General features: G+C 69.4%; 24 protein-coding genes. 12 read left to right on the top strand and 12 right to left on the bottom strand.

Annotated features, from left to right (window positions below; translation table 11 throughout):
* Positions 1-33 precede the first annotated feature (33 nt).
* From AC0685_RS26885 to AC0685_RS26860, 6 genes are all read right to left on the bottom strand, one after another.
* Positions 34-1,905, bottom strand: a complete 1,872-nt coding sequence (locus AC0685_RS26885) for a trypsin-like serine protease (RefSeq protein WP_478228053.1) — start codon at positions 1,903-1,905, stop codon at positions 34-36.
* A 38-nt stretch (positions 1,906-1,943) separates the two neighbouring features.
* Positions 1,944-2,459 carry a hypothetical protein gene (locus AC0685_RS26880; RefSeq protein ID WP_478228052.1) on the bottom strand — a complete coding sequence of 172 codons (516 nt, stop codon included), beginning with the start codon at positions 2,457-2,459 and terminating at the stop codon, positions 1,944-1,946.
* Positions 2,456-2,797, bottom strand: a complete 342-nt coding sequence (locus AC0685_RS26875; RefSeq protein ID WP_478228051.1) for a helix-turn-helix domain-containing protein — start codon at positions 2,795-2,797, stop codon at positions 2,456-2,458. The genes AC0685_RS26880 and AC0685_RS26875 overlap by 4 nt, the downstream gene beginning before the upstream one ends.
* 165 nt (positions 2,798-2,962) lie before the next feature.
* Positions 2,963-3,835: a peptidase inhibitor family I36 protein gene (locus AC0685_RS26870; protein ID WP_478228050.1), complete on the bottom strand. Its 873-nt coding sequence runs from the start codon at positions 3,833-3,835 to the stop codon at positions 2,963-2,965.
* Between the two features lie 396 nt (positions 3,836-4,231).
* The gene (locus tag AC0685_RS26865; RefSeq protein ID WP_478228049.1) at positions 4,232-4,543 is read right to left on the bottom strand and encodes a hypothetical protein; all 312 of its coding nucleotides are present in this window, start codon (positions 4,541-4,543) and stop codon (positions 4,232-4,234) included.
* A 319-nt stretch (positions 4,544-4,862) separates the two neighbouring features.
* Positions 4,863-5,270, bottom strand: a complete 408-nt coding sequence (locus tag AC0685_RS26860) for a hypothetical protein (protein WP_478228048.1) — start codon at positions 5,268-5,270, stop codon at positions 4,863-4,865.
* 590 nt (positions 5,271-5,860) lie between these two features.
* Between AC0685_RS26860 and AC0685_RS26855 the strand changes: the two genes are divergently transcribed.
* The 3 genes from AC0685_RS26855 to AC0685_RS26845 all read left to right on the top strand — a co-directional run bounded on the left by AC0685_RS26855 (position 5,861) and on the right by AC0685_RS26845 (position 8,070).
* Positions 5,861-6,169 carry a hypothetical protein gene (locus AC0685_RS26855; protein WP_478228047.1) on the top strand — a complete coding sequence of 103 codons (309 nt, stop codon included), beginning with the start codon at positions 5,861-5,863 and terminating at the stop codon, positions 6,167-6,169.
* Positions 6,170-6,204: 35 nt separating this feature from the next.
* Positions 6,205-7,452: a nucleotide sugar dehydrogenase gene (locus AC0685_RS26850; RefSeq protein WP_478228046.1), complete on the top strand. Its 1,248-nt coding sequence runs from the start codon at positions 6,205-6,207 to the stop codon at positions 7,450-7,452.
* Positions 7,453-7,533: 81 nt separating this feature from the next.
* The gene (locus AC0685_RS26845) at positions 7,534-8,070 is read left to right on the top strand and encodes an EF-hand domain-containing protein (protein ID WP_478228045.1); all 537 of its coding nucleotides are present in this window, start codon (positions 7,534-7,536) and stop codon (positions 8,068-8,070) included.
* A 45-nt stretch (positions 8,071-8,115) separates the two neighbouring features.
* On the opposite strand, the gene AC0685_RS26840 is transcribed toward AC0685_RS26845, so the two are convergent.
* Genes AC0685_RS26840 through AC0685_RS26815 form a run of 6 tightly spaced genes read right to left on the bottom strand, consistent with a single transcriptional unit; the run spans position 8,116 to position 13,481 of the window.
* On the bottom strand, positions 8,116-8,517 hold the full coding sequence (locus AC0685_RS26840; RefSeq protein ID WP_478228044.1) for a DUF6917 domain-containing protein: 402 nt from the start codon (positions 8,515-8,517) through the stop codon (positions 8,116-8,118).
* A complete protein-coding gene (locus tag AC0685_RS26835; protein ID WP_478228043.1) occupies positions 8,450-9,394 on the bottom strand; it encodes a Gfo/Idh/MocA family protein in 945 nt (314 codons plus the stop codon). The genes AC0685_RS26840 and AC0685_RS26835 overlap by 68 nt, the downstream gene beginning before the upstream one ends.
* On the bottom strand, positions 9,391-10,440 hold the full coding sequence (locus AC0685_RS26830; RefSeq protein WP_478228042.1) for an Ldh family oxidoreductase: 1,050 nt from the start codon (positions 10,438-10,440) through the stop codon (positions 9,391-9,393). The genes AC0685_RS26835 and AC0685_RS26830 overlap by 4 nt, the downstream gene beginning before the upstream one ends.
* On the bottom strand, positions 10,437-11,657 hold the full coding sequence (locus AC0685_RS26825) for a M20/M25/M40 family metallo-hydrolase (RefSeq protein WP_478228041.1): 1,221 nt from the start codon (positions 11,655-11,657) through the stop codon (positions 10,437-10,439). Before AC0685_RS26825 ends, AC0685_RS26830 begins: the two co-directional genes overlap by 4 nt.
* On the bottom strand, positions 11,654-12,472 hold the full coding sequence (locus AC0685_RS26820) for a sugar phosphate isomerase/epimerase family protein (protein WP_478228040.1): 819 nt from the start codon (positions 12,470-12,472) through the stop codon (positions 11,654-11,656). The genes AC0685_RS26825 and AC0685_RS26820 overlap by 4 nt, the downstream gene beginning before the upstream one ends.
* Positions 12,462-13,481, bottom strand: a complete 1,020-nt coding sequence (locus AC0685_RS26815) for a Gfo/Idh/MocA family oxidoreductase (protein WP_478228039.1) — start codon at positions 13,479-13,481, stop codon at positions 12,462-12,464. The genes AC0685_RS26820 and AC0685_RS26815 overlap by 11 nt, the downstream gene beginning before the upstream one ends.
* Positions 13,482-13,648: 167 nt before the next feature.
* On the opposite strand from AC0685_RS26815, the gene AC0685_RS26810 reads away from it, so the two are divergent.
* Genes AC0685_RS26810 through AC0685_RS26770 form a run of 9 tightly spaced genes read left to right on the top strand, consistent with a single transcriptional unit; the run spans position 13,649 to position 23,879 of the window.
* Positions 13,649-14,797, top strand: a complete 1,149-nt coding sequence (locus tag AC0685_RS26810; RefSeq protein WP_478228038.1) for a DegT/DnrJ/EryC1/StrS family aminotransferase — start codon at positions 13,649-13,651, stop codon at positions 14,795-14,797.
* On the top strand, positions 14,794-15,915 hold the full coding sequence (locus AC0685_RS26805) for a DegT/DnrJ/EryC1/StrS family aminotransferase (protein WP_478228037.1): 1,122 nt from the start codon (positions 14,794-14,796) through the stop codon (positions 15,913-15,915). The genes AC0685_RS26810 and AC0685_RS26805 overlap by 4 nt, the downstream gene beginning before the upstream one ends.
* Entirely contained in the window at positions 15,915-16,556 is a 642-nt protein-coding gene (locus AC0685_RS26800; RefSeq protein ID WP_478228036.1) for a class I SAM-dependent methyltransferase, read from the top strand. The genes AC0685_RS26805 and AC0685_RS26800 overlap by 1 nt, the downstream gene beginning before the upstream one ends.
* Positions 16,553-17,476 carry a UbiA family prenyltransferase gene (locus AC0685_RS26795; protein ID WP_478228035.1) on the top strand — a complete coding sequence of 308 codons (924 nt, stop codon included), beginning with the start codon at positions 16,553-16,555 and terminating at the stop codon, positions 17,474-17,476. Before AC0685_RS26800 ends, AC0685_RS26795 begins: the two co-directional genes overlap by 4 nt.
* Positions 17,473-18,777 (top strand): protoporphyrinogen/coproporphyrinogen oxidase, encoded by a 1,305-nt coding sequence (locus AC0685_RS26790; RefSeq protein WP_478228034.1) that lies wholly within the window; start codon positions 17,473-17,475, stop codon positions 18,775-18,777. The genes AC0685_RS26795 and AC0685_RS26790 overlap by 4 nt, the downstream gene beginning before the upstream one ends.
* Complete coding sequence (locus tag AC0685_RS26785; RefSeq protein ID WP_478228033.1) at positions 18,774-20,267, top strand: class I adenylate-forming enzyme family protein; 1,494 nt, start codon at positions 18,774-18,776, stop codon at positions 20,265-20,267. The genes AC0685_RS26790 and AC0685_RS26785 overlap by 4 nt, the downstream gene beginning before the upstream one ends.
* Complete coding sequence (locus AC0685_RS26780) at positions 20,258-21,049, top strand: class I SAM-dependent methyltransferase (protein ID WP_478228032.1); 792 nt, start codon at positions 20,258-20,260, stop codon at positions 21,047-21,049. Before AC0685_RS26785 ends, AC0685_RS26780 begins: the two co-directional genes overlap by 10 nt.
* A complete protein-coding gene (locus tag AC0685_RS26775) occupies positions 21,046-22,419 on the top strand; it encodes a CoA transferase (protein WP_478228031.1) in 1,374 nt (457 codons plus the stop codon). The genes AC0685_RS26780 and AC0685_RS26775 overlap by 4 nt, the downstream gene beginning before the upstream one ends.
* On the top strand, positions 22,416-23,879 hold the full coding sequence (locus tag AC0685_RS26770) for a class I adenylate-forming enzyme family protein (RefSeq protein ID WP_478228030.1): 1,464 nt from the start codon (positions 22,416-22,418) through the stop codon (positions 23,877-23,879). Before AC0685_RS26775 ends, AC0685_RS26770 begins: the two co-directional genes overlap by 4 nt.
* Positions 23,880-24,074 lie beyond the last annotated feature (195 nt).

Raw genomic sequence — 24,074 nt, 5'->3', positions numbered from 1 at the left:
GAGCGGAGCTTGCTTCAGAGTGGAGGCAGTGCCTTACCAGCCGAAATTGCTCAGGCCGGTGCCGTACTGGATCTGGTTGAACCCGGCCGTGTTGACCGTCTTGGTGTGGGTCAGCGTGATCGCACCGGCCGGATCGACGGCCACCGCGGGCTCGACGTCGGGGTTGGAGTTGGCCACGGTGGTGGTCCGCAGCGTCGGCAGCCTGCCGGTGGTGGTGCCGTCCGCGTTGACGCCTCGCACGTACACCTCGCCGCCGTACCGCCAGGCGACGACGGCGCGCCGCTGGCCGTCGATGCCGACCTTCGGTTCCGCCCCGTTCGGGCCGTAGCTGGTGGCGCCCCCGGTACCCGCCGCGGTGTACGACCGGACCGCGACCTGCCTGTTGCCCGTGCTGTCGTTCTGCCAGCCGACGACGAAGTTGCCCGCGAAGTCGGCGGCGATGCTCGCGTCGCGCTGATCCCCGGTACCGCCGGGAGCGCGGTAGCCCAGTGACTCCGTGCCGTCCGGGGCGAAGCCGCGAATGCGGATGGCGAACGCGCCGCTGCCGGTGTCCATTTCCCAGACCACGACCGCGTTCCCGTTCGCGCCCATCGCCACGTCGGGGTTCTGGCTGGGACCGGCGCCGGGGCTGATGATCTGTTCCCACTTCTTGAGGGTGATGGCGGAATAGAAGGCCAGGCGCACCTGTTTCGGGGCGTCGTTCCAGGTTTCGAAGGCGATGGCGAAGCCCGTGCCGTCCGGGTCGGCGGCGATCCGGGGGTTCTGCTGCTGTCCGGCCGCGTTCGCGTTGACCGTGGCCGCGCCGGTCTCGCGCGCGCTGGAGTCGAACGTCTTCACCTTGATGTCGTAGTACCCGTTGCCGTCGTGGTCGTCCGCGTAGGTGACGATGGTCGTGCCGTCGTCACGGACCGCGACGTCCGGCTGGATGTGCTTCCAGTTCGCCGCTCCGGCCGAGGTGACCGCGCGGGTGAACTTGGGCTGCCCGTTCTGGTACAGCCGCAGGTAGACGTTGGTGCCGACGGTGTCGGCGGGATTGGTGCCCAGCCGGTCGTCCTCCCAGACCACCGCGGTCATCGCGCCGTTGCGCGAGGTCGCGACCGCCGAGTCGGTCTGGTTGTCGCCGGAGACCGTGGCCGCGTCGGTCCAGTGGACGCCCAGCGCGACGTTCGCGATCCACGGCCGCACGTCGTCGACGCGGGTGTCGACGGCCCCGGTCCGGGTCTCGGTCGACGGCGTGCCGAAACAGCCGCCTTGCCAGGAGCGGCTGTTCACCGCGGCCACCTCGACGCCGGAGCCGGTGGTGCGCAGCGCGGGACCGCCGGTGTCACCGGCGCAGACGGCGGCGCCGTTCTGCCCGGTGAGCGCGAGGTTCCCGCCGGTGACCGCGTCGACCGTGAAGGTGCCCGCGTGCTGGCGCAGCGGCGCCCACTCGGTGGCGGTCCGGCCGTAGGCTGGGAGTGTCAGTTGCTCGCCTGCCGTCGGTGCGGTCGCACTGACCGCGACCGGCGTGACGCCCGGGACGGAAAGGTTGAGCTGGGCCATCATCAGGTCCCGCGACTCGTGCGGGACCAGGCGGAGCACGTTCCGCACCACGCCGGCGGTGGTCGTGAGATCGGGGCGGCCGATGGTCGCGGTGACGGGCTGGGGCGGGGTGCCCGACGGCGGAAGGCCCGTGCCGGGGGTGGCCGCGAAGCAGCTCGCGGCGGTGAGCACCCAGCCAGGCGCGACCAGCGCGCCCGTGCAGGCGCGGCCGCCGCCGCCGATGTCCAGCCGCACGACGAACGCGTGGTCGGCGTCGCCTCCGACGACGGCCGCCGCGGGGGCGGTCGTCACCGCGGTGGCGGCAAGGGCCAAGCCGGACAACAGGGCCAGCCTTCTCGAACGGGCCCGGACGGGTCTTGTCATGACTGAGTTCCTCACACGGTGCTGGATGCGGGGGCCGGTCAACGGGAAACCTTGATCTCCAGGAGCATGTACTCGCCGCCGGTGCCCTCCGGGTCGGTCTCGCCGACGCCCGCGTAGCTGTTCGGCGGCACCTTGTACGTCTTCTTCGTCGCCCCGTCGTCGGGAGTCAGCACGACGTCGCTGGTGAAGTTCCCGGTGCTCACGCCGTAAACGGACGGCATCTCGACGGTCAGGTGCCCGGTCTTCCCGGAGACGCGGAAGCACACGTAACCGGAGCCGGGCTGACCCCGTTCGGCGATCCGCAGCAGATCCGGATCCGTCGTGTCGGCCGGGCAGGTGGCGAGCAGCACGATGTGGCCGTCACCGCGTTTGAGCAGAAATCCGCGCTCCGCCTGGATTTGCGCGGCCTGCGGGTAGTTGAAGTCCTCGATCGCGAGCGGTGGCAGGTCGTCGGCCTGCGGGGTCACGTCGGCACCGGCGGGCGCGCCGCCGATGGCGAAGGCGGCGAGAGCGGCGAGCGTGGCGGCCATCGCCGCTCTCAACGGAAGCTTCATACGGGTCTCCTCTTGCGGTGGGTGGTCGGTCGATACGAAACCGCTGCTCGTTCGAATTCGGCGCGAGCCTGGCCGGACAGGCCGAGCCCGGCCGCGATGAGCCGGACCGTGTCGCGGCGGGGCCTGCCGACCCGGCCGTGCTCGAGGTCTCTGATCGCTCGGACGCTGACGGTGGAGCGGGCGGCGAGAAGCCGCTGGGTCGTGCCGAGACTGTGCCGGTGGCTTCGCAGCAACTTGCCGAAGCGGGCCGGGCTCTCATCCGCCGGGATCGTCGCCTCCAGCGCGTACGGCACGGTCGCTTGCCTGCCGGGCAGGATGGTGTGAACACCTTGAGTCACTGGCGTCCTCCGCGTTCGCTCAGCGACTCGCGTCACCGATGCCGCATCATGGTCGGAAAGCGGCAGGGCGCGGACAACCGGAAACTTCCGCGAAGAAGTGCCGGTTCGACGTCAGGACGTCGGGTGCCCGCTCGGCTCGGGCGAGCAGAGCGGGCTTGACGACGTTTATCCGCAGCAGATGTTGTAGCCGTGGTTCCGCCAGAACAGTGACGGGCTCGGGTTGTCGAGAACCGGGTCGCCGGTGCTGTCCGACGCGCTCTCGTGCCTGCCCGGCCGGTACTCGACATGCGTGTGCGTGGCGCTGGCGCCGCGATACTCCTCGGTGCCGATCTGCCGGCCGCGGCTGACGAACTCACCGACCGCGAGCCCGTTCGACGGGTTGAGATGCAGGTAGATGATCGTGAAATCCTGATCCCGGTTGTAGATCGCCAACGTGGACAGGCCGCCGCTGCCGTTGCTGCCCTCGGTCTTCCTGATCACGGACCCCTGGGTCATGGAGTACACGGGAACGCCGAAGCCGCGCGCGAAGTCGATCCCCTCGTGCCTGCCCGACGTGTTCACGTAGCCGTCGAAATAGGAGGTGATGCGGCCGGAGTCGCTGTGGTACAGCCCGGTTTCCAGCCAGTCGTTCCCCACCAGGCCGAGCAGGTGCCCGACGTTGTCGTTGTACGTCGAGGTCAAGTTGCCTTTGGCGCCGTGCGTGAACGAGTCGATCGGGCCGGTCCAGCCACCCTTGAAGAACACGGTGACCACCGCGTCCCTCCGGTTCCACACCGAGGCCGCGTTGTTCTTCACGCACAGGCCCTTCCCCGCACCCGCGCCGAGGAAGTGATAGCAGTCGGAACCCGTGCCGTAGTTACCGACCGACGCGTCGAAATCGCTGACCGACCCCTGCTGATTGCTGTTGTAGTACAAGCAGAACTCGCCGTCCTCGCAGACGCCGTTCCGTGCCGTCGCGGCCTGCGCCGAGGGGGCGGCCAGGAGAGTGCTGCCCAATGCCAGTGCCGCGCCGAGTAGTGCGACCATCAATCTTCTCAACGACGTTCCCTTTCTCCTTGAATGCGGCGAATCAGCCAGTGCACGACGCTACGGACGTGATGGGCGCCAGGGGAAGTCGTAAAGGGGAAACTGCCGCTCATTCGATGGGAGGAGCGAGTTCGCCGTGCCCGAACTTCGAACTACAAGCACATCTACACCGGCGGTGCCACCGTTTGCGCAGGCGTGGGAGCATTGCCCGCCTGCCTCCATGGGATCGGATACGGCCGAGACGTCGGCGACGGTCAGGCCCAGATGGAACTCGAGCTGAGAGTGGTGTCCAGGGAGTCACTCGACCGGGGCACCACGCATTCGCAGTCAGAAGGGTTCACGGTGCGGAACATGAAGTTTTCCCGGTATCATCGGCCCGCACGTGTCGTTGTGGCGATGGTCGACCGCTTATCCGTCCCGCCAGTGCCTCAGCGTCCCTATTCTGTATTCGCGGATACCGTCCCAGGCGAAGAAGATCACGGTCTTGAATCCGGCGAATCCTTCGGGCCAATCGTTGTTGCACACTTTTGTGGTTCCGGCGCCGGCGTTGTTGTAGCACATCCAATACCGGGTGGCGCCGTTGACCGTCATCTGCACCCGTGCCATGACCGGATTCCCGTCGGCGCAGTGGTCTCGCACGGTGATTCGGTCCCCGTCGAGAGTGACCCAGGCGTCACCCACGGACTTCCGTTCACCCAGGCAGTCCATCGATGTGGCCATGCTGACAGGTCCTACATCGATACTCGTGTAGTCGGCCGCGGCGATATTGTTCGTGGCGAACACCTGCGACAGAAAACCAGCGCTGTCGCCGAGACTGGCGCAAGAAGGCGCGAAAAACGGCGCATTGCGTTCCCTTCGGATCGGTCTGCGGTAACCTGCTGCCGCAGACCGATGCCAACGAGGGCCTGGTACCGAGCGCAGGGGTCATTCGAACCACAAAACATGACCGCCGCCGCTGCTGGACGGTCCGAAAAGAAAGGCCTTCTTTGCCCATTTCCCTGAGCGTCCGGACGCGCTGGTAAACGCGTACAAAACTCCATCATGATTGCGGACAGGGAACATTTCCAGCAGTACCGGACCATTGTCGGCTTACCCAACGGAGCGGGCGGTCGGCCGCACCATGGCGACCGGGGTCGTCAGCCGGCGCCGACGACCGCACTCGCGGTGCTGTGTCCGGGTTCTCCCGCCGGCGCACGCCGTAGCGGTTGTGCGCCTCGCTCCGTATGTCGGCGATGACGCCGTCCGTGGGACTCGTCGGCAGATGGCCGCGAGTGATGATCAGGACCTGGCCGTGCCCCGCCATGACCCGTTCGGCCTCGGCTTTCCAGGCGGCGAGGATGCCGGGGTCGCTCTCCTCGGCCGCGAACAGGACGATCGCGGACCGGCTGGCCGAACTGGACCAGGGCGTGTTCGCGTGCGAGTCGCGCATGGCCGGGTCCGCGGACATCGGGCCCCGTTCGACGACGGCTTCTGGAACGGTCCGCCCCGGTGCGCGGTCACCTTCCGGGGGCGCTCGCCGAGTGGTCCCCGGATGCGGTCGGTCCGTGAATCCTGGCGAAATATCCGATTGATGCATGTATGTACGGTTCTGTGTTGAGGTCGTGAGTGATAAGGACGGTTCTAACCGTCCTTATCACTCACGACCCCTCGTCGCGAAAAGCAACCGAGCCGGCACTTCGATCGCGGGTATTGTCCTTTGTGGACGGTCGGGGGGTGGCTCGCGCTGCCGACTCGGTCGGCGACCCGACCGGACTCGGGAACACCCGGCCGCACAAGCCCTTTCCGGCCGAACGGGCCCGGGACACTCAGCGTCTCGAATCTCCGCCGATCATCCCTGACTTCATTGCTCGCACCACTCGTTCATGTGAACCGCCCGCGCTCGAAGAACACGCGCAGAGTGCTTGAAGCCGCCATCCGAATGATCCGGCCGAACGGACCGCAACCTGCGCGCGTGAAGTTCCGGCGGGGCACCGGTTTTGCCAAGAGTGACTGTTAGCGTGCGGAGTGAAGTCGTGATCTTGGATGTGGAGGCATTCGATGAACCGTCTTGTCATCGCCGCGTTGAGCGCGGCATCCGCCGGTGCCCTGCTGATCGTCGCGAGTCCGCCTGCCCAGGCCGCGGCGGGGGAAGTGGTGGTCTTCTCGACGGAGTTCCAGCGTCTGGACACCTACCGGAACCCCGAGGGTTGCCACAAACTCCCCATCGCTGCCCATGTCCTGGCCAATCTGACCTCGGCCGAAGTGGTCATCTACGGCGATCCGCTCTGCTTGATGCCCGGGATACGGGTCCAAGCAGGGTTCGGTTCTCACGTCCCGGCGGGAACCGGTTCGTTCTCGGTCAGCTGATCGGTTCGCACGACATCGAGACTTGAGGGGGTCCCGTGTCCGTCGATCTTGTCGTAATCGGAGTCGGATACGTCGGGTTACCATTGGCCGAAGCCGCCTGCGGGGCGGGGTTGTCGGTCGCCGGCTACGACACCTCGCCGAGGGTCGCGGCCGCCGTGGCCGAGGGGCGTTCGCATGTGCCCGACGTGACCGCGAGCCGTTTGCGGGCCATGCGGGCGAGCGGTTTCACGGTGACGACCGATCCCGAGGTAGTCGGCACCGCGGAAACGATCGTGCTCTGCGTCCCGACCGGTCTGGACCCGGCGGGCGGGCCGGATCTCGCCGCGGTCCGCTCCGCGGCGGAGACGGTGGCCGAACACCTGCGGCCAGGGACGCTGGTGGTGCTCGAGTCGACGAGTTTTCCCGGCACCACCGACGAAATCGTCCGGCCGATCCTGGAGAAGTACGGCCTGACCGCGGGCGAGGACTTCGCGCTCGCCTACTCGCCCGAGCGCGTCGACCCGGGCAACCGCCGCTTCGGCGTCCGGAACACGCCGAAAGTGATCAGCGGGCACACCCCGTTGTGCGCCAAATACTGCGCGGCGTTCTACGGGCGCTTCGTCGACACGGTCGTGGTGGCGCGCGGCACCAGGGAAGCGGAGATGGCCAAGCTTCTGGAGAACACCTATCGCTACGTGAACATCGCCCTCGTCAACGAGATCTCCATCTTCTGCGACCGGATCGGGGTCGACGTGTGGGACGTGGTGCACTGCGCCGCGACCAAACCTTTCGGGTTCATGCCCTTCGTGCCGGGGCCGGGTGTCGGCGGGCACTGCATCCCGGTCGACCCCAAATACCTGCTGGACAAGGCGGATCGGGAGGGAACCTCACTCGGCGTCGTGCACGCCGCCCGCCTCGTGGACGACCGGATGCCGGAGCACGTGGTCGACCGGGTGACGCGCCTGCTCGCCGGACAGCGGAAAGCGTTGCGGGGAGCGAAAGTCCTGCTGCTCGGCGTCGCGTACAAGGCCGATGTGGCGGACACCCGCGAGTCCGCCGCCATCCGGATCGCCGTCCGGTTGCGCGCGCTCGGTGCGGACGTGTCTTACCACGATCCGGTGGCCGGCGCCGTACCCGAACTGGGGCCACCGGCCGCCGACCTCGACGAGGTGCTCCTCGCCGCGGACGTCACCGTCCTGCTGGTGGCGCACCGCGCCTACGACCTCAGCCGGCTGACCTCGACGGCCAGGCTGCTGTTCGACGTGACGGGACAGGTTCCCGGAGAGGAGGTCGTCCGTCTTTGACCGTGTCCGCCGGGTCGAGAGCCGGCCGACACACGCGTACCGCAGATTCTTCCGAGTCCACGCGAAAAGGAGTGTGCACGAATGACCACGGCGGTCAAGAACGACAGGCTCAAGAAGCGTTTCGAGAAGTGGGATGTCAACGGTAACGGCAAGATCGAGAAGTCCGATCTCGAGGCCGAAGCCGGCCGGATCATCACCGCGTTCGGCGAAGACCCGGCGTCGCCCCAAGCTCGTGCGGTGAAAGACTCTTTCGTGGCGATGTACGAGTACCTGGCCGGTAAGGCGGGTGCCGGCCCGAACGGCGCTCTGAGCGAGAGGCAGTTCACCGAGGTGATCGAGGCGCAGATCTTCCAGGAGGGCGACTCGGGATTCGATCGTGTGGTCCGTCCCACCATCGCGGCGATCGTCGGCTTGTGCGACACCGACGGCGACGGCGAGGTCAGCCAGCAGGAGTTCGCCAAGTGGCTGGCGGCCATCGGTGTCGAGTCCTCGGCCGTGGCCCCCGCGTTCCGGGCCATCGACGTGAACGGCAACGGAAAACTGACCGTCGACGAACTCGTGCACGCGGTACGCGACTACCATCTCGGCAAATCGGACGTGCCCTTGCTGGGCAAGTGACGGTGACGTAGCGGCGATATGGTGAGCGGCCCGGCTCCGGGCCGCTCACCACCTGCCGCGGAAACGCACTTCCAGTTCCGGCTTCAAGCCGAGCTCTTCGCCGGTGACGGGCCGCGTGACGCTGATGAGAATGTTGTAGTGATTGGGAAAATGGCATCCGTCGAAGCCGAGCACGGTGCCGACGAGTTCGCCGCCGATCCACAGCTCGTCGCCTCGGTCGAGCACGCCTGCCCGGTCTATTTCGGCGAAGCCGAGGAAACCGACACGATCGATCGGCGCTCCGGGCTCCGTGTCGTCGTGGCTGGTCGTGACGAGTTCGTGGATCTCACCGGCGCGAACGCATCGGCTGGCGAACGGCTCGAGGCTCATTCCCCGATCGTCACGGTGATGCACCAGCACCTTCACCACCGTGCCGGTGATCTCCCGCTTCGGCCCGTCCTCGCGCATCGCATTCCTTCCGGTAGCACTCGTCCACTATGGACAGAGTGGTGAGACCGCTGTCGCGCCAGGCCCCGCCCTTGCGCACGGCTTCCTCGAAGTCCCGCAGCAACCCGTCGTACTCGTGCCAGAGCGATTCCTTGAACTCCGGGAAGCCGTCGAGCATGTCGGCCCGCAGGACGGTGCCATCGGTCAGGGTCACTTCGATGTCCTTGACTTCTCCGGGAAACGACCAGTCGAGTTCCACGACCGCGTTCTCGAGCACGAGTGTCGCCTGCCTGTCGACGCCGTTGACGTCCCGCGTGATCCGCGCGCTCCGCAGCGCCACCGATCCGAGGAACAGCTGGACGAGATCGAGCGCGTTCGGGCCGTTGTCCGCCACGCAGCCGCCACCGCAGCGCGCGGTGTCGAGGTACCAGCGATCACCGCCGACGTGTTCTTCGATCCGCTCCAGATAGCGCACCGTCAGCGAAGCGATCGGTGCCCGGCCCGCCAGGGCCTCGTGCAGCGTCCGCACGTTGGCGTTGTACCTGCGGTGGAACGCGGTGAACAGGGCGACATCCCGCCGCGCCGCTCTCGCCACGAGATCCTCGCCGTCGAGGAGCCCGGTGGCGAGCGGTTTCTCCACACACACCGGCAGGCCGGCGTCCAGCACCTCCCGGCACACGGACGCGTGGACGTCGTTGGGCGCGGTCACGATCACCGCGTCGAGCCTTCCGGCGGCGAGCATCTCCCGGTGATCCCGGTAGCCGGGCACGGTGATTCCGGCGAGCGCCGCCGGATCGAGATCGCAGACCGCGGCGAGCTCGAACGCCCGGGACCTTTCCACCGCGGCGAGGTAGAAGCGCGAGATGACACCGAGCCCCACGACACCGACCCGGATCATCCGGCCGCCTTTTCCCGCACCGCGTGCAGTTCCGCGTAGACCTCGTCGGGCACCGGCACTCCGTGCGCACGGAAGCGGGCCGCGCGTTCACCCTCGTGCCAGCCGGGATAGACGACCGGGACGGCGGCGTCACGGGCGGGCCAGCCACGCACGGCGGCGAAGAGCGCGGTCGCGTCGGCGGCGAATCCGCCGCGCAGGAGTTCCGGTGCGATCGCCAGCGTCAGGACGCCGATGTCGTCGTCACGGTTCCCGTCGGCGGACAGCGCGCCGAGCGCGGCGCCGGAGACCAGCGCGCCGAGCACTTCGACGAGCAGGCCCAGCCCGAATCCCTTGTAGGCGCCCGTTTCAGGGTCGCCGCCCAGCCACAGCAGGTGGGCGTCCCCTCGGTCGAACGCGGCGGCGTCGGTCACCGGTGCGCCGTCGTCGGTGGCGAGCCACCCCGGCGGGATCGCCCGGCCTTCCCTCGCCGCGGCCCGCACGCGCCCGGTCGGCACGACGGTGGTGCTCATGTCGAGGACGAACGGGTGCGCGTCACCGGCGGGGCAGGCCAGCGCGAGCGGGTTCGTGCCGAGCATCGTAGCCGCGCCGCCCGGGGGCGGGGCGATGCGCTGCCCGCCGCAGTTCGACGCGACGAGGCCGATCATGCCGTGGGTGACGGCGCGCGCGGCGTGGTGACCGGCGCAGCCGATATGCGTGGCGCCCCGCAGGGACACCATCCCGATGCCGTACCGTGACGCCCTGGCACACGCCAGTTCCATGGCCTGCGACGCCGACCACAACCCCAGTGTGCGCCGGGCGTCGGCGAGGACGCAGGCCCCGAGATCGGTCTGGATCACCATATCCGCCGCCGGATCGGCGCGTCCGTCGTCGAGCAGTGGCAGGTACAGCCGCCTCAGGTTGACCAGTCCGTGTGAGGTCACCCCGGTCAGGTCACCATGACACAACGCGGTGGCCGCGATCGCCGCCCGGTCCCCGGGAACGCCACGGTCCACGAAGATCCTGGTGACCAGGGAGAGAAGCTCCGGATAGGGCATCAGCACGGTCAAGCTCCTTCGTTCCGGCTGAATCGCACGACGATCTCGCGGACGAGATCACTGAACCTGTCGAGTTCTTCGACGCCGGCGTACTCCCCGGCGGAGTGCGCGTTGTTGCCGCCCAGGGAACCGGGGCCGAGGACGGCCGTCCGGGTGCCGGGGACGTCGGCGAGCCAGAGGGCGTCGCAGGTGAAGCCGGGCTCGTCGTCGGGCCAGCGGGGAGCCAGCCCGTCCAGCAGCGGGATGTCCCGCGCGGTCAGGACGGGCAGGTCGCGTTTGAGCCAGCGGACCTCGGTGATCGCCACGGCGTCGGCCGCGGTACGGGCGAAGGCGGGTGTTTCGCGGAACCGGGTGCCGAACTCGGCGAGCCCCGACCGCAGGCCGTCCTCCAGCGCGGAGGTCATCTTCGACGCCGCTTCCCGGCTGTCGTAAGGAATGTTGAGCAGAAGCTCTCCGCTGCCGTACACCCTGTTGTGCAGGCGGCCGGTGTGCAGCCCCGCTAGGCAGACTCGACCGTGTTCCGCCAGGTCGAGCGCCAGATGCTGAGCGAGGAAGCCGAGCAGGACGGTGGCGTTGTGTCCCCGGTGCGGTTCGTCGTCGATCGCGTCGTCCCCGCGCACTCGCACGCACGCGGTCATCGACGCCGAGCAGCGGGGCAGGTAGCGCAGGCCGGTCGGCTCGCAGAAGATGTTGAGCTCGCCGTGGAATCCGGCCTCGACGAGCGGCCGCGTGCCGAACGTGCCCATCGCGCCGCCCTCTTCACCGGACACGGCCTGGATGAGCACGCCGGCGTCCCTGCCCACCGTCGGATCCGCCGCCACGGCGGCCCGGACCCCGGCCAGCAGCGCCACCGCGGGCCCCTTGGCGTCGATCGCGCCACGGCCGGTGAACCGGACCCCGTCGAAACCCGCCGGTTCGAACGGCGCCACGGTGTCGAGGTGGACGTTGAACATCACGGCGGGAGTGGCCGGGCCGAGCCGGAGGACCAGGCTCGGCTGACAGGGGAGGAATTCCGGTCCGGCTTCGCGGACCGCGACCGGGACACCGGGCCGGTCCAGCACCGAGGGTTCCGGGCTGCCGAGGTACAGCGTCTCGAAACCGATCCCGGCCGCCGCGTCGGCGTAGTCCCGCATCGCCTCCCAGAGGCGGATTTCGCCGGACGTTTCGAGCGGACCGGCCGTCGGCAGGGCGAGCAGCCGTAGCAGCAGATCCCGGTCCTCGCGGATCACCGGAACAGCCCGGCCATCGCCCGGCCCGCGGCGACGAACGTGGCCGCGGCGTCCCTGGCGAGCACACCCGGCTCGTGGGGTTTGATCGCGAGATGCGGCTCCAGCGACCACGCGCCGCTGTATCCGTTGGCCTGTAAAAACTTCACACAGTCCGCCACGAGTGCTTCACCCTCGCCGGGGACGGTGAAGCCGTGCTCGTCCGCGTCCTTGACGTGCACGTGCTCGACATGGTCGGCGATATCGGCGAGCAGGTCGAATCCATCGTAGCCGTGGGCTACGCCGTTTCCGGTGTCGAACAACAACTTCAGTGCCGGGCTCGCGACCTCGTCCAGCAGTTCGAGCATCCGCTCGGCACTCGTGCCCGCCCAGCCCGAGCAGTTCTCGTGCAGCAGCGTCACGCCGTGGTGTTCGGCGCGTTCGGCGAGAACGGTGATCCTCGCGATGGCCCGGCGACGCCAGTCGTGCTCACTCAGGCCGTCATCGGGATACGACATGATCCGGAGGTAGCGGGTGCCGATCGACCGGGCTCGCCTGGCGAGGACGTCCAGTTCCGTGAGGTCGTGCCGGAAGTCGCCGGTGATCGGCCTGCCCCAGCCACCGATCCGGGACGCCAGGCAGACCACGCTCATCGCCTTGTCCGCCAGCGTCGTCGCGACCTCGTCGAACCGCTCGTCGGTGAGGTCGGCGACGGGGATCCGATCGAGGGTGCGCAGCTCCATCATCCGCCAGCCCAGTGCGTCGAGCGCCGCGATCTGGCCGCCGAGGTCGTCGGCCGCCTCATCGGTGATGCCGGCGAACACCGGGTCAGTCGGCATGGGCCGCCACCGCGCCGGGTTCGGGGCGCGAGACCGGTTCCGCGCAGATGTTCTTGGCCACCGACAGCAGTTGCACTACCTCGGTGGCGAAGGTGAACCCCTGCGTCTGCTCCCCGTCCACCTGGAACTTCCGGTAGGCCACGGACATCCACTCCGTCATGGCGTCGTCGCGCAGCACGACGTGCTGGGACCGGCCGCTCGACCGCAGGGTCAGCTGCGAATGGTGGTCGTCGCCGCTCACCGCGAAATGCCCGACCGCGGTACCCGTTTCGAAGTCGACGGTGACCCGCCGCTCACGTACCGGTGAGGTGAGATCCGAACAAATCTCCGTGTGGATCCCCGAATTGTGCCGGAGACCGACGGTGGCCCCGCCCATCCGGGGGCCGACGTTCCCGGCGACCTCGAGATCGGTCCCGGACGCGTGGGTGACCCGCGCGGCGCCCGCGAGCCGCAGCGCGAGCGCGACTCCGTGCGGCAGCTCGACGTCGAAGGCGGTCGGATGTCCCGGCGTCACGAGCGACCGGCGGAAGCGCGGTTTGTTCTGCACGATGCCGATGGACTTCGGAGCGCCGAAGCGGCCGCTGCGGATCAGCTCGGCCAACCGCGCGGTGAGCGTGCTGGCGAGCCAGGGCTCGACGACCTCGATATGCAGTTTGTACTTGCGGCGCAAGCGGATGATCCGCGCGAGGTCGTCGATGTCGGCGGCGAGCGGCTTCTCGACGATCACCTTGCGGAAGCCCAGCGTGGCCAGTTCGGAGAGCACGGTGAGACGTTCGGTCGGCGGTGTGCAGACGTGCGCGACGGTGCGGGAGGGGTCGAGCCCGGCGGCCGCGGCCTCGATGGTCGACATGACCTCGAGACCTGCCCGTGCGGCGACGTTCGGTCGCAATTCGCACGCGGTGATGGGAGCGTCGTCGAAGAGCTGCGGGGTTCGGGTACGGAGTTTGGCCAAGACCGGCAGATGCAGACCCGCGCCTGCCCGGCCGAGTCCCACAATGAGTGAACGCACTGGTGAGCCTGCTCCTCGGAGTTTCCCATTCGGAATACATCGCAAAACTGACATCCGCGATGATCGAGTGTCAATACTTTCCGCGTGAGTTGACCAGGAAGTGCGAACCTGCCGAGTGACCGGTTTTCCTGACCTACGCTCGGGAACGGGTCTCAACGCCATCGGAGGTGGGTACGCTGTCGGTGTCATTTTTCAACCAATCGAGCACATTCGAGCGAACGTGGCCCAGTGCCAGACGACATATTCTCGATGTCATCGAAAATGGCAAGTATTCGCACGGCCGCAAGGTGGCCGAGCTGGAATCCGCGCTGGCCGGCTACACCGGCGCGAAGTTCGTCATCGGGGTCAACAGTGGCACGGACGCGTTGGTCCTGCTGTTGCGGGCGGCGGGTCTGCGGCCGGGTGACGAAGTGGTCGTCCCCGCCTTCTCCTTCGGTGCGTCGGCCACCTCGGTCGTGCTCGCGGGCGGCCGGCCGGTCTTCGCCGACATCGAGCCGGACGGGTACGGCATCGACCCCGCCGCGGTGGCGGACGCCGCGGGGGAGCGCTCCCGGTTCGTCATGCCGACGCATCTGTTCTCGCGGCTCGCGGACATCGACGGCGTCCTCGCCGTGGCTCAGCGGCTCGGGCTCACCGTGGTGGAGGACAGCGCGGAGGCCATCGGCATGCGCCATCGTGGCAAGCACGCCGGGCTTTTCGGGGCGGGCGGGGTGCTGTCGTTCTTCCCGACCAAGACGCTGGGCGCGCTCGGTGACGCGGGCGCGGTCCTTACCGACGACCGGCGGATCGCCGAGACCGCCGACGCGCTCCGCCACCACGGCCGGTTCGGCGGCACGATCGCCGATTTCCCCGCCATCGCCACGGCGACCGGCCTGCCCGGCGTGAACAGCAAGATGGACGACATCCAGGCCGCCGTCCTCCTCGCGAAGCTCACCAGGCTGGATCTCGACATCGTTCGCCGCGCGGAACTGGCCGCCCGGTACACGGCGGCGCTCGCGGACGTCGAGGGGGTGCGCAAGCTGCCGTCGGCGCGTCCGGACAGCGTGTTCTACGTCTACGTGGTGGAGGTCGAGTCGCGCGACGACTTGGCGGCGCATCTGTCGGCCGACGGTGTGCGGACCGAGGTCTATTACCCGTCGCCGCTGCCTCTGCAACCCTGCTTCGCCGGGCTCGGCCACCGGAAGGGCGATTTCCCGAACGCCGAGAACGCCTGTCGTCGTACCCTCGCGCTGCCGCTGTATCCGGACATGTCCACCGGGGACTGTGACCGTGTCTGCGACTCGATCCGCGCGTTCTACCGCGGGCGGCGTGGATGACACTGCCGTTCTTCCCGCCCGATCTCTTCGACGAGGACCGTGCCGAACTGCTGGACATCGTCCGCCGCGTCGGCCTCGCGGCGGAGCAGAAGTTCATCCTCGGCGACCAGACGGCCCGTTTCGAAGCGGCGATCCGTGACTCGGTCGGCGCGGCGGACGCGATCGCTTGCGGCAGCGGAACTTCGGCGCTGACGCTGGTGCTGCGCGCGATGGGCGTCGGCGACGGCGACGAGGTGATCGTGCCCGCGTTCGGCTGCGCACCGCTCGCGGCCGCGCCCGCCTCGCTCGGCGCGACGCCGGTGTTCGCCGACATCGACCCGTGGTCCATGGTCGTCGATCCCGAAGCGGTCGCCCGGCTGGTCGCCGCGCGGACCAAAGTGATCATGCCGGCGCATATGTTCTCGGTCATGGCGGACATGCCCGCGCTGCGCCGGATCGCGTCCGGCGCGGGCGTGCGGCTGCTGGAGGATTCCGCGGTCGCGCAAGGAGGAACCCTCGCGGGCACGCCCGCCGGGAGATGGGGCGACGCGGGTGTGTACTCGTTCGTCCAGGTGAAGACGTTCGGTATGCCGGGTGAGGGCGGCATGGTCGTGACCGACGATCCGGAACTCGCCTCGGCGGTGCGGATGCTGCGCAATCACGGCCAGGACGGCAAGAACCGGTTCCTGTACCACCGGGTCGGCTACAACAGCCGGTTCGACGAGATCATGGCCGCGTTCCAGCTGTACCGGTTCCCGGGTCTTCCCGGGCGGCTCGCACGCCGGGCACGGATCGGGGAGTACTACACCGAGCGCTTCGCCGACCTGGCGGGCTGCGGGGTGCTGGCGCCGCCCCCGGCGAAGGACGGGCGGTGCTACTACGTCTATTCGCTGCTCGCCGAGCGCAGGGACGAACTCCGTGCCCATCTGGCGGCGCGGGGGATCGGCTCGCACGTCTACTACCCGGCCCCGCTGCCGCGGCAACCCGCGTTCGCGCGGTACACCCGCCCGTCGGACACCTGGCCCGCGGCGGACCTGGCCGCGCGGCGCACTCTCGCCATACCCATCTACCCCCATCTGACGGACGAACAGGTGGAACGCATCGCGGACGCGGTGTGCGAGTTCGCGAAGGAGTCGTGATGCAGCAGATCACCCGGACGCCCGCACCGAGCGAGGTCGCCGAGGAGTGGCACAGGCGTGCGGAACGCGCCGGGCTGTCCCGCGTCATGCGCGCTTCGCAGCCCGCCGAACTCGCGGCCGAGACGACCACCCGCACCATCCGGCTCGTCACCGGCCTTCTGCGTTCACTGGGCGATGTCGGGGCCGCGCTGGAGATCGGCTGCGGGATGGGCCGGATCACCCCGGCGATCGCGGCGCGGGCCCGTACGGTGACGGCGATCGACATGACCCCGCGCATGCTCGCGCTGGCAAGGGAGAACTGCGCACATCTGTCCACTGTGGAATTCGTGCGGACGACGGTCCAGCGGCTGCCGTGGCAGGACAAGCGGTTCGACGTCGCCGTCTGCGTCTGGGTGCTGATGCATGTACTGGACGACGACGAGATCGTCGAAGCGTGCCGGGCGATCGCCGCGGCGGCCCGTCACCTCGTTCTCGTGGAATACGAGGAAGCGGACATCCCTGTCGGCAGGTTCTCGCGGTTGCGGACCGTCGAGGAGTACCTGGCCCTGCTCCCGGGCTCCCGCCTGCTCGAACGGCACGACCTGCATTACGGCGGTGACCGGTCCTTCGCCGCGTTGATCGCGTTGGACGACCGGCGATGACGACACTGGCCGCCACTCGCGGCAAGGCGTATTTCCGGCTCGCGAAACTCGACATCGTCGACTACTACCTCGGCGTGGTCGTGGTGTGGACGCTGCTCGCGCCGGCGGTGAGGTTCGACAGCGGAGTCCTGGCCTCTGTCGGCGTGTTCCTGCTCGGCGAGGTCTTCGTGATCGCGGCGATGGTCGCCCTCGACGATCTCACGGGATACCGGGACGGCAGCGACATCACGAACTACTCACCGGACGACCCCCAGCGCAAGCGGTACCGCAAACCGCTGGTGGCGGGAACCCTGGACGAGGGCCAGGTGCTGCGGTTCGCGTGGGCGACGGCCGTCGTCGGCGCCCTGCTCTGGCTGACGGCCATCGCGATCGCGCCGCACCGTCCTGTGTGGACTGTCGTGCTGATCGTGGTCACCTATTTCTTCTCGCTGCAGTACTCCTGGGGCGTGAAGCTCAGCTACCACGGCTTCCAGGAGTTCTTCATCGCCGCGCTCGGCTGGGCGCTCGTACTGGCGCCGTACGGCCTCGCGTCCGGCGAGTTCACCGGTTTCGCGCTCGCCCAGGCGTTGCTCTTCGGGCTGGGGCCGCTGCTGTTCGGCGTGTACTCCAACACCAACGACGTCGACGGTGACCGGCGGGTCGGCAGGCCGACGGTCGCGGCGCTGACCTCGCCGCGAGGCAACATGTTCTTCGTGATCGCCGTGTCGGCCGCGGAGTTCGCCCTGATCTTCGCCGTGCCCGCGCTCGGTGGCCCGTGGTGGTTCCCCCTCGCGTTGCTCCCGACCCTCGTGTCGCGGGTCTGGCAACTCTGGCTCGGGTTCGCGCTGGGCGACATCATGCGGGCCCGGCTGCTCGGCATCCGTATCCACCGGATCACCGTGCTGAGCCTGGTCGTGGTGAACCTGGTGGTGATCGCGTGACCGATGTCGAGGTGGCGGTGGTCGGCGCCGGCGTCGCCGGGCTCACCACCGCGTACCAGCTCGGCAAGTCCGGGCGCGAAGTACGGGTGTTCGAAGCGGCCGACGTGGTCGGTGGCCGGATGACGACGCTGCGCGAGGACGGCTTCCTGATCGACACCTGCGCCGAACAGATGGCCGAGCAGGGCTATCGCGAGACCTGGCGGCTGCTGGCGGAGCTGGGCATCGACGACGCCGCCGCTCCCCGGATCGGCCGCGGCATCGCGATGTGGCGGGGCAGACCCAGGTCCGGCGTCGCGGAGACGAGGGGGCTGCTCACCGGAGCGGGGTTGTCCCTCCGGGCACGGCTGGCCGGGGTACGGGCGATGCGGGGTGAGTTCGACACCGAGCGGCCGGAGGTCTCCCGGCTGGGCGGGCGCACCGTCGCCGAGTTCGCCGCGCCCCACCACCGGGATCTGCTGGACTACCTGCTGCAACCGGTCGTCTCCGGGTTCTTCGGCTGGGATCCGGCGCGTTCGGCGGCCGCGCCCTTGCTCGCCCTGCTCACCTCGGTCGGCCCGCCGCCGACGTGGCGGGCGTACCGCGACGGAATGGACACCTTCGCCCGCGCCCTCGCCGAGAGGGTCGACGTCAGCACCGGCTTTCGTGTCGATCAGGTCGTCGACGACGGCTCCGTGGCGCGGATCATCGGTGGTACGCGCGAAATCAGCGCGAAAGCCGTGGTGCTGGCCGTGCCCGCCCCTGCCGCGGCCGAGCTGAATCCGCGGCACGGGTCGGCTTTCCTCGCCGCCTGCTCGTTCACGCCGGTGGTCAAGGCCCATCTGCTGCTCGATCGTCCGCTCGGCGGTCCCGACTACGCCTTGATCGTGCCGACGGCGGAGAACGGCACGGTGGCCACGATCATCTTCGACCACCTGAAGCACCCTGGCCGCGCGCCCGCGGGCCGCGGCCTGGTCACGGTCATGGCCCATCCGGACGCGGTGCCGGAGCTGCTGACCGCCACCGACGAGGACGCGGTGACCCGCTTGACCGGCGCGGCCGAGCGTCTCGTCCCCGGCCTGCGGGCGGCGACCCGCCGCGCACTGGTCCGGCGGGTGCGGCACGCTGCGCCCGAGGCGACGCCCCGCGCGCTCGCCTTGCGTGCTTCCTTCGAGGCAGGCCTCGGCCGGAGCGCTGTCGACTACGCGGGCGACTGGGTTTTCCTGAGCCCGTGCAGCGAAGCGGCCGTCCGCTCCGGCGTGCGGGCCGCGCGGCGCTTGACCGATCGGATCGCGTGCCCCGTGAAGGAGGAACGAGCCGGATGAAACCGCACGACATGGGAAAGTTGTTCGACGAATGCGCGCATACGCGGACGACGGTGCGCCTCGACCGGCCCTTCGACATCGCGCCCGAGCGCGGAACCGTGTACCCGGTCGCCGGGCTCGCCGAGCTGGTGCGGGACGTGGCGGGATGGCTCTCCGAAGCCGGTGTGCGGCCGGGGGACCGGGTCGCCATCGTCAAGCGGAACCACTGGGACTACGACCTGCTGGCGTGTGCCGCGGTGCGGATCGGTGCCGTCGCGGCGAAGCTGTCCGGTCACCTGCCGGACGACACGCTGGAAGTGCTGCTGAAACGGCTGGACGCCGCGGTCGTGGTCACCGATCGGCCTTCCCTGCGCGGAGACCGGGTCTTGCCCATCGACGGTTTCGCCGCCGCCCCATCGCCGGAGCCGTACCGAAGGAACGCCGACGAACCGCTGCTCATCTGCCATACGTCGGGGACGACCGGGACACCGAAACTGGTGGTCCACACGACGCGGACGATCATCGACCGGCTGGCCCGGCCGGAGGCGGTCCGCTGGCCTGTCCTCGGCGTCCGGCGCGACGACGTGCTGGGCAACGCCAGCGCCTACGCGCACGGCCGGACCTTCTGTTGGACGGCGTCGGCGCTGTGCCTCGCGCCACGGGAGATCGTGATCCTGAGCGAGCCCACCTCGGCGGAGCGGGTGTTCGGACGGCATCGGCCGACGGTCATCGAAGCCCTCCCGTCGACGTTCGTGCGCTGGCGGCCACTCGCGCACTCGCCGGAGAACCCGTTTCGCCGGGTCCGGCGGTTCGTCAGCACCTACGACGCCGTGCACCCACCGGTGATCAGGACGATGCTGAACGCCACCCGCCGCAAACGTCCACTGTGGATGGAAGGCTGGGGTCAATCGGAGACCGGCCCCCTCTCGTTCCGGTTCTTCACCAGGCGCTCCGTGCGGGCGACGCGGGACATCGGCAGGCCACTGCCCGGCCTCGCCAGACTGCGGGTCGTCGACCCGGAGACCGCCGAACCGGTCCCGCGCGGCACTCCGGGACTCCTCCTGGCACGCACCCGTGCTCGCTGTGTGGCCTACGTGGGCGAACAGGACCGCTGGGAGGACAAGGCACACGGATCGTGGTGGAACACCGGCGATCTCGGCGTGGTGAGCCGGACCGGCGCGGTGACGTTGCTGGACCGGGAGGTCGACAGCGTCCCCGGGCTGAGCTGTCTCTCGGTGGAGGACGCGATCGAGGACCGGCTTCCGGCCATCGCCGAATGCGTCGTGCTTTCCGCGGCGGGACGGGCGCCGATCCCGGTCGTCGTGACCGACACCGGACTGGAGCCGGCGCGGTGGCGGGCGGCCGTGGCCGATCTGCCGCCGATGGGGGAGCCGGTGACGCTCACGTGGGACGAGGTACCGCGCACCGGCACCGGGAAGGTGCGGCGGCTGGAACTGCTGGAGCGGCTGACCGGGACGGCCGCCACGAACGGATCGGGAAGGTGGACGTGACGACGGCCTACGTCTTCGACAACCACAGTGACCACGCGACCGAGCAGCATCGGTGCCTCTCCGAGGCGTACGACCCGGCCACCTTCGCGCGGCTGGAGCGGACCGGCGTGCGGGAGGGCTGGTCCTGCCTCGAAGTCGGCGCGGGCGGCAGCGGCGTCGCGCGGTGGCTCGCCGCCAGGGTGGCACCGACCGGATCGGTGCTGGCGACCGACATCAAACCCGACCACATCGGAACCGGGCCGGGGCTGACCGTCCTCCGGCACGACGTCGTCCACGATCCGTTGCCGGGTGGCGAGTTCGACCTCGTCCACGCCCGGCTGGTCCTGCAGCATCTGCCGGAGCGGGAGGCCGTCCTCCGGAAGCTGGCGCAGGCACTGAAGCCGGGTGGCTGGATGCAGATCGACGAGTTCGACATCTCCTACGGTCCGGTGCTGCTCGCACCCGACGCCCGTGCGGCGGGTGTCTACGAGGCTTTCCTGGCGGCCAAGGAAAAGACGTTCAGGACCGCGGGCGGAGACGGCACGTGGGGCCGCAGGGTCGCCGCGTCGATGGCCGACGCGGGCCTGGTCGACGTCGACCCGGTACCGCTGGTCTTCCCGTGGCGGGCGGGATCGCCCGGCCTGCGGCTGCTGATCCACCACACCCATCATCTGCGGGACCGGCTGATCGCCGCGGGGATGACCGACGAGGAACTCGCCGAGGTGCGTTCGGTCATGGCGGATCCGAGGTTCCGGGCCTCGTCGTGCGTGCTGTACTCCGTGCACGGGAGGCGCCCCGCATGATCACCGAGGTGGACACCGTGACCGTCGCGGGTCCGATCGACCTGCCGCTGGCCGGTGAGCTCGACGTGCAGGCCGCCTGCGGGATCATGCACGTACATGGCCGGCGCTTCGGCGAACCGACCCCGCTCGGACTGGACTACGCGTCCATCCTCGCGGCCGAACTCGCCGAGTTGGGCGGCGTCGCATTGGGGCTCGCTCGTGATCGCGGGATCCCGCTGCGCGGCGTGTCCACCTCGATGGCGCAGGCGGCTTTGCTGGCCGTCTCCCAGTATCTGGCCGCGGCGACGGCCGAAGACGACCATGCCGAGGACTTCTTCCCCGGCGGGCCGCCGTTCCGTTCGTCCGACGGTGTCGCGTACGAGATCGAGACACTCGATCCGGCGGTGTGGCAACGGTTCTGGAGGACACTCGGCATCGACGGGCGGGTGATCTCGAATGCCTGGCGGCCGTTCCTGCTCCGGTTCGCCACCGCGACCTGCCCGCTGCCACCGGGGCTGGTGAAAGCTCTCGCGGCACGGCCGGTCGCGGAGGCGGAGCGGATCGCGGTCCGTACCGGGATGACGCTGGTGAGGGTGGCGGATCGGAGGCTCGACCGGCTGCCCGCCTTCGCGGTGAGCGGGCTGGGCCGCGGGCACCGGCAGGCCCGGCCGTCGGTGCCGCTCCCGTTGTCCGGTTTGGTGGTCCTCGAATCATGCCGCCGGGTACAGGGCCCGCTGGCCGGTCACCTGCTGCGGCTGCTCGGTGCCACGGTGCTGCGGATCGAGCCGCCGGGTGGCGACCCGCTGCGGTGGGTCCCGCCGATCGCCGGCGACGCGTCGGCCAGGTTCCGTGCGCTCAACGACGGCAAGGAAGTCATCGAGATCGACTTGAGCACCCGGGACGGCAGAGGCCATTTGCTCGACCTCGCCGTCGGCGCCGACGTCTTCCTGCACAACTGGGCGCCCGGAAAGGCAGGGCAGTGGGCGTTGAGCGCACTCGACCTGGCGCGTGCCCGGCCCGGAATCCTGTACGCGCACGCGTCGGGGTGGGGTGCCGAGCTGGGGCCGGAACCGCCGGTGGGCACGGATTTCGTCGTGCAGGCCTACGCGGGCGTTCCGCCGACGCTGATGACGATCGTCGACGTGTTCGGCGGGGTCGTCTGCGCGCACGGCATCGTGACGGCCCTGGCCCGCGGCGCCACGCGGGCCGACTCGTCGCTCCTGTCCGCGGCGAGCAGGCTCAACGCGGGCGCCCGGCGGCGCTGCGCCCGTCCGGTGAGCGTGCCGGTGTGTGACGACCTCGCCGCGCTCGCCGCGGACCCCCGGTTTTCCCGCGCGCTGATCCACGATGACTGCGTACTCGTCGCGTCGCCGTGGGAATTCACGTCATGACTTGGGTGTCCGCGACCGGGGTGGTGCTGCGCGACCTCGTGCCGGCCGGGCTCCGCCGCGAATGGGTCCGATGTGGACACTGCCCGGACAGGGATCTGTACTCGCTCTTCGGCGACCGGGTGCGCGAACATCCGCTTCGCACGGCGGTGATCGACGACGAGGGATCGCTCGATTACGCGCGCTTGGACGCCGCCGTACGCGAGCTGGCAGCCCGATTGGCTGCCGCCGGATGCGGCTCGACCGACATCGTCGGGGTGCGGGAACCAGCCGGACGAGCGGCGGTGGTCGCGGAACTGGCCGTGTTCGCGCTCGGCGCCGTCGTGCTGCCGTTGCCGCCGGGCTCGGGCGATCTCCTCGAACGCGCGCGTGTGCGGTTCGTCGTCGAGAACGGGCGGGTGGTGGGTGAATCCAGCCGTGCGACGCGTATCGTCCGTCCGAATCCGGAGGCCCCGGCACGGATTCTGGTGTCCTCCGGTTCGGAGTCGGCGCCGAAGATGGTCGCTTACTCGCACAACGCCTTCGCCGGCGGACGGGCGAACTACCTCCGTGCCGTCCACGGCGGGACGGAGGTTCCCCGCGATCTCGTCCTGGTCTCGCCGACGTCGGGATTCGGCTCGTTCGGGGCGCCGGTGACGCTGTGCCGCCTCGGTGGCACGCTGATCTCGACGCGCCGGTTCGAGGCGGGCGCGGCGCTGCGCCTGATCACCGAGCACCGCCCGACCCACGTGTTCGCCGTACCCGCGATGTGGCGGCGCATGGCCGACCATCCCGCGACCGTGGACACCGCCGGGCTCGCGGCCATCGTGTCGAGCGGCGACATGTTGCCTCCGTCGACGTTGGCCGCGTGCCGTGAACGGTTCGGCGTCGAGATGATCGACGTCTACGGCTCGTCGGACGGTGTCAACTGTCATACGACGCGACCGGAGAACGGTGTGGGCGTACCGGATCCCGCGGTGTGCGAGATCCGGATCACCGACGGCGAAATCCACGCCCGAGGTCCGATGACACCGCTGTGCCACGTCGCCGCGCCGGAGCTGGACGCCGCATACCGGCCGGACGGTGGCTGGGTGCGGACCGGCGACAACGGCCGTTTCGACGAGCGCGGCGGGCTCCACGTCACCGGCAGGAGCAAACGCGTGGTGATCCGCGGTGGGTACACGATCAGCCCGGCGGAGGTGGAGCGCACGCTCGGCGACCATCCCGCGATCAGGGAGGTCGCCTGTGTCGCGGTACCGGACACCGAACTGGGCGAACGGCTCTGCGCCTGTGTGGCGACCCGGAACGGCCACACGCCGACGCTGCCCGAACTCGCGGCGTTCCTCACCGCCCAAGGCCTCGCCGTGCGCAAGTTGCCGGAGTTCCTGGTCACCCTTCCCGAACTTCCGCTGGGCCGCACCGGTAAGACCTGCCACCGCACGCTGGCCGATCTCGCGGCTCGCTTGTACCGGAGTACGTCTTGAGGTGACACTGACGTGCCTCACCGGCGGAATCGTGGCGAGGAATCCGCTGACGAACATTCTCGATACGAGCCGGTTGGCCCGGTCCTGTTACCGGCGTGATCGCGCCGGGCCGCGGCGGCGGCGTGAAGATCGAGTGCGGGCGGACACTCGGGGCGCCCGACCGCGTGATGGTCCTTGCCCTCGCACAAGGACCTC

Source organism: Amycolatopsis sp. NPDC043889 (assembly GCF_056435645.1).
Note: the sequence above shows the minus strand (reverse complement) of the source record. Positions and strands in the feature narration are given on the sequence as shown.

Excerpts from the sequence above, each read along its gene's own strand:
- AC0685_RS26840 (WP_478228044.1), bottom strand. The coding sequence starts at position 8,517 with ATGCGCGAGGACGGGCCGAAGCGGGAGATCACCGGCACGGTGGTGAAG.
- AC0685_RS26785 (WP_478228033.1), top strand. The coding sequence starts at position 18,774 with ATGAAACCGCACGACATGGGAAAGTTGTTCGACGAATGCGCGCATACG.
- AC0685_RS26800 (WP_478228036.1), top strand. The coding sequence starts at position 15,915 with ATGCAGCAGATCACCCGGACGCCCGCACCGAGCGAGGTCGCCGAGGAG.
- AC0685_RS26805 (WP_478228037.1), top strand. The coding sequence starts at position 14,794 with ATGACACTGCCGTTCTTCCCGCCCGATCTCTTCGACGAGGACCGTGCC.
- AC0685_RS26880 (WP_478228052.1), bottom strand. The coding sequence starts at position 2,459 with ATGAAGCTTCCGTTGAGAGCGGCGATGGCCGCCACGCTCGCCGCTCTC.
- AC0685_RS26865 (WP_478228049.1), bottom strand. The coding sequence starts at position 4,543 with ATGGCCACATCGATGGACTGCCTGGGTGAACGGAAGTCCGTGGGTGAC.
- AC0685_RS26775 (WP_478228031.1), top strand. The coding sequence starts at position 21,046 with ATGATCACCGAGGTGGACACCGTGACCGTCGCGGGTCCGATCGACCTG.
- AC0685_RS26820 (WP_478228040.1), bottom strand. The coding sequence starts at position 12,472 with ATGCCGACTGACCCGGTGTTCGCCGGCATCACCGATGAGGCGGCCGAC.
- AC0685_RS26855 (WP_478228047.1), top strand. The coding sequence starts at position 5,861 with ATGAACCGTCTTGTCATCGCCGCGTTGAGCGCGGCATCCGCCGGTGCC.
- AC0685_RS26770 (WP_478228030.1), top strand. The coding sequence starts at position 22,416 with ATGACTTGGGTGTCCGCGACCGGGGTGGTGCTGCGCGACCTCGTGCCG.
- AC0685_RS26885 (WP_478228053.1), bottom strand. The coding sequence starts at position 1,905 with ATGACAAGACCCGTCCGGGCCCGTTCGAGAAGGCTGGCCCTGTTGTCC.
- AC0685_RS26795 (WP_478228035.1), top strand. The coding sequence starts at position 16,553 with ATGACGACACTGGCCGCCACTCGCGGCAAGGCGTATTTCCGGCTCGCG.
- AC0685_RS26860 (WP_478228048.1), bottom strand. The coding sequence starts at position 5,270 with ATGTCCGCGGACCCGGCCATGCGCGACTCGCACGCGAACACGCCCTGG.
- AC0685_RS26845 (WP_478228045.1), top strand. The coding sequence starts at position 7,534 with ATGACCACGGCGGTCAAGAACGACAGGCTCAAGAAGCGTTTCGAGAAG.
- AC0685_RS26835 (WP_478228043.1), bottom strand. The coding sequence starts at position 9,394 with ATGATCCGGGTCGGTGTCGTGGGGCTCGGTGTCATCTCGCGCTTCTAC.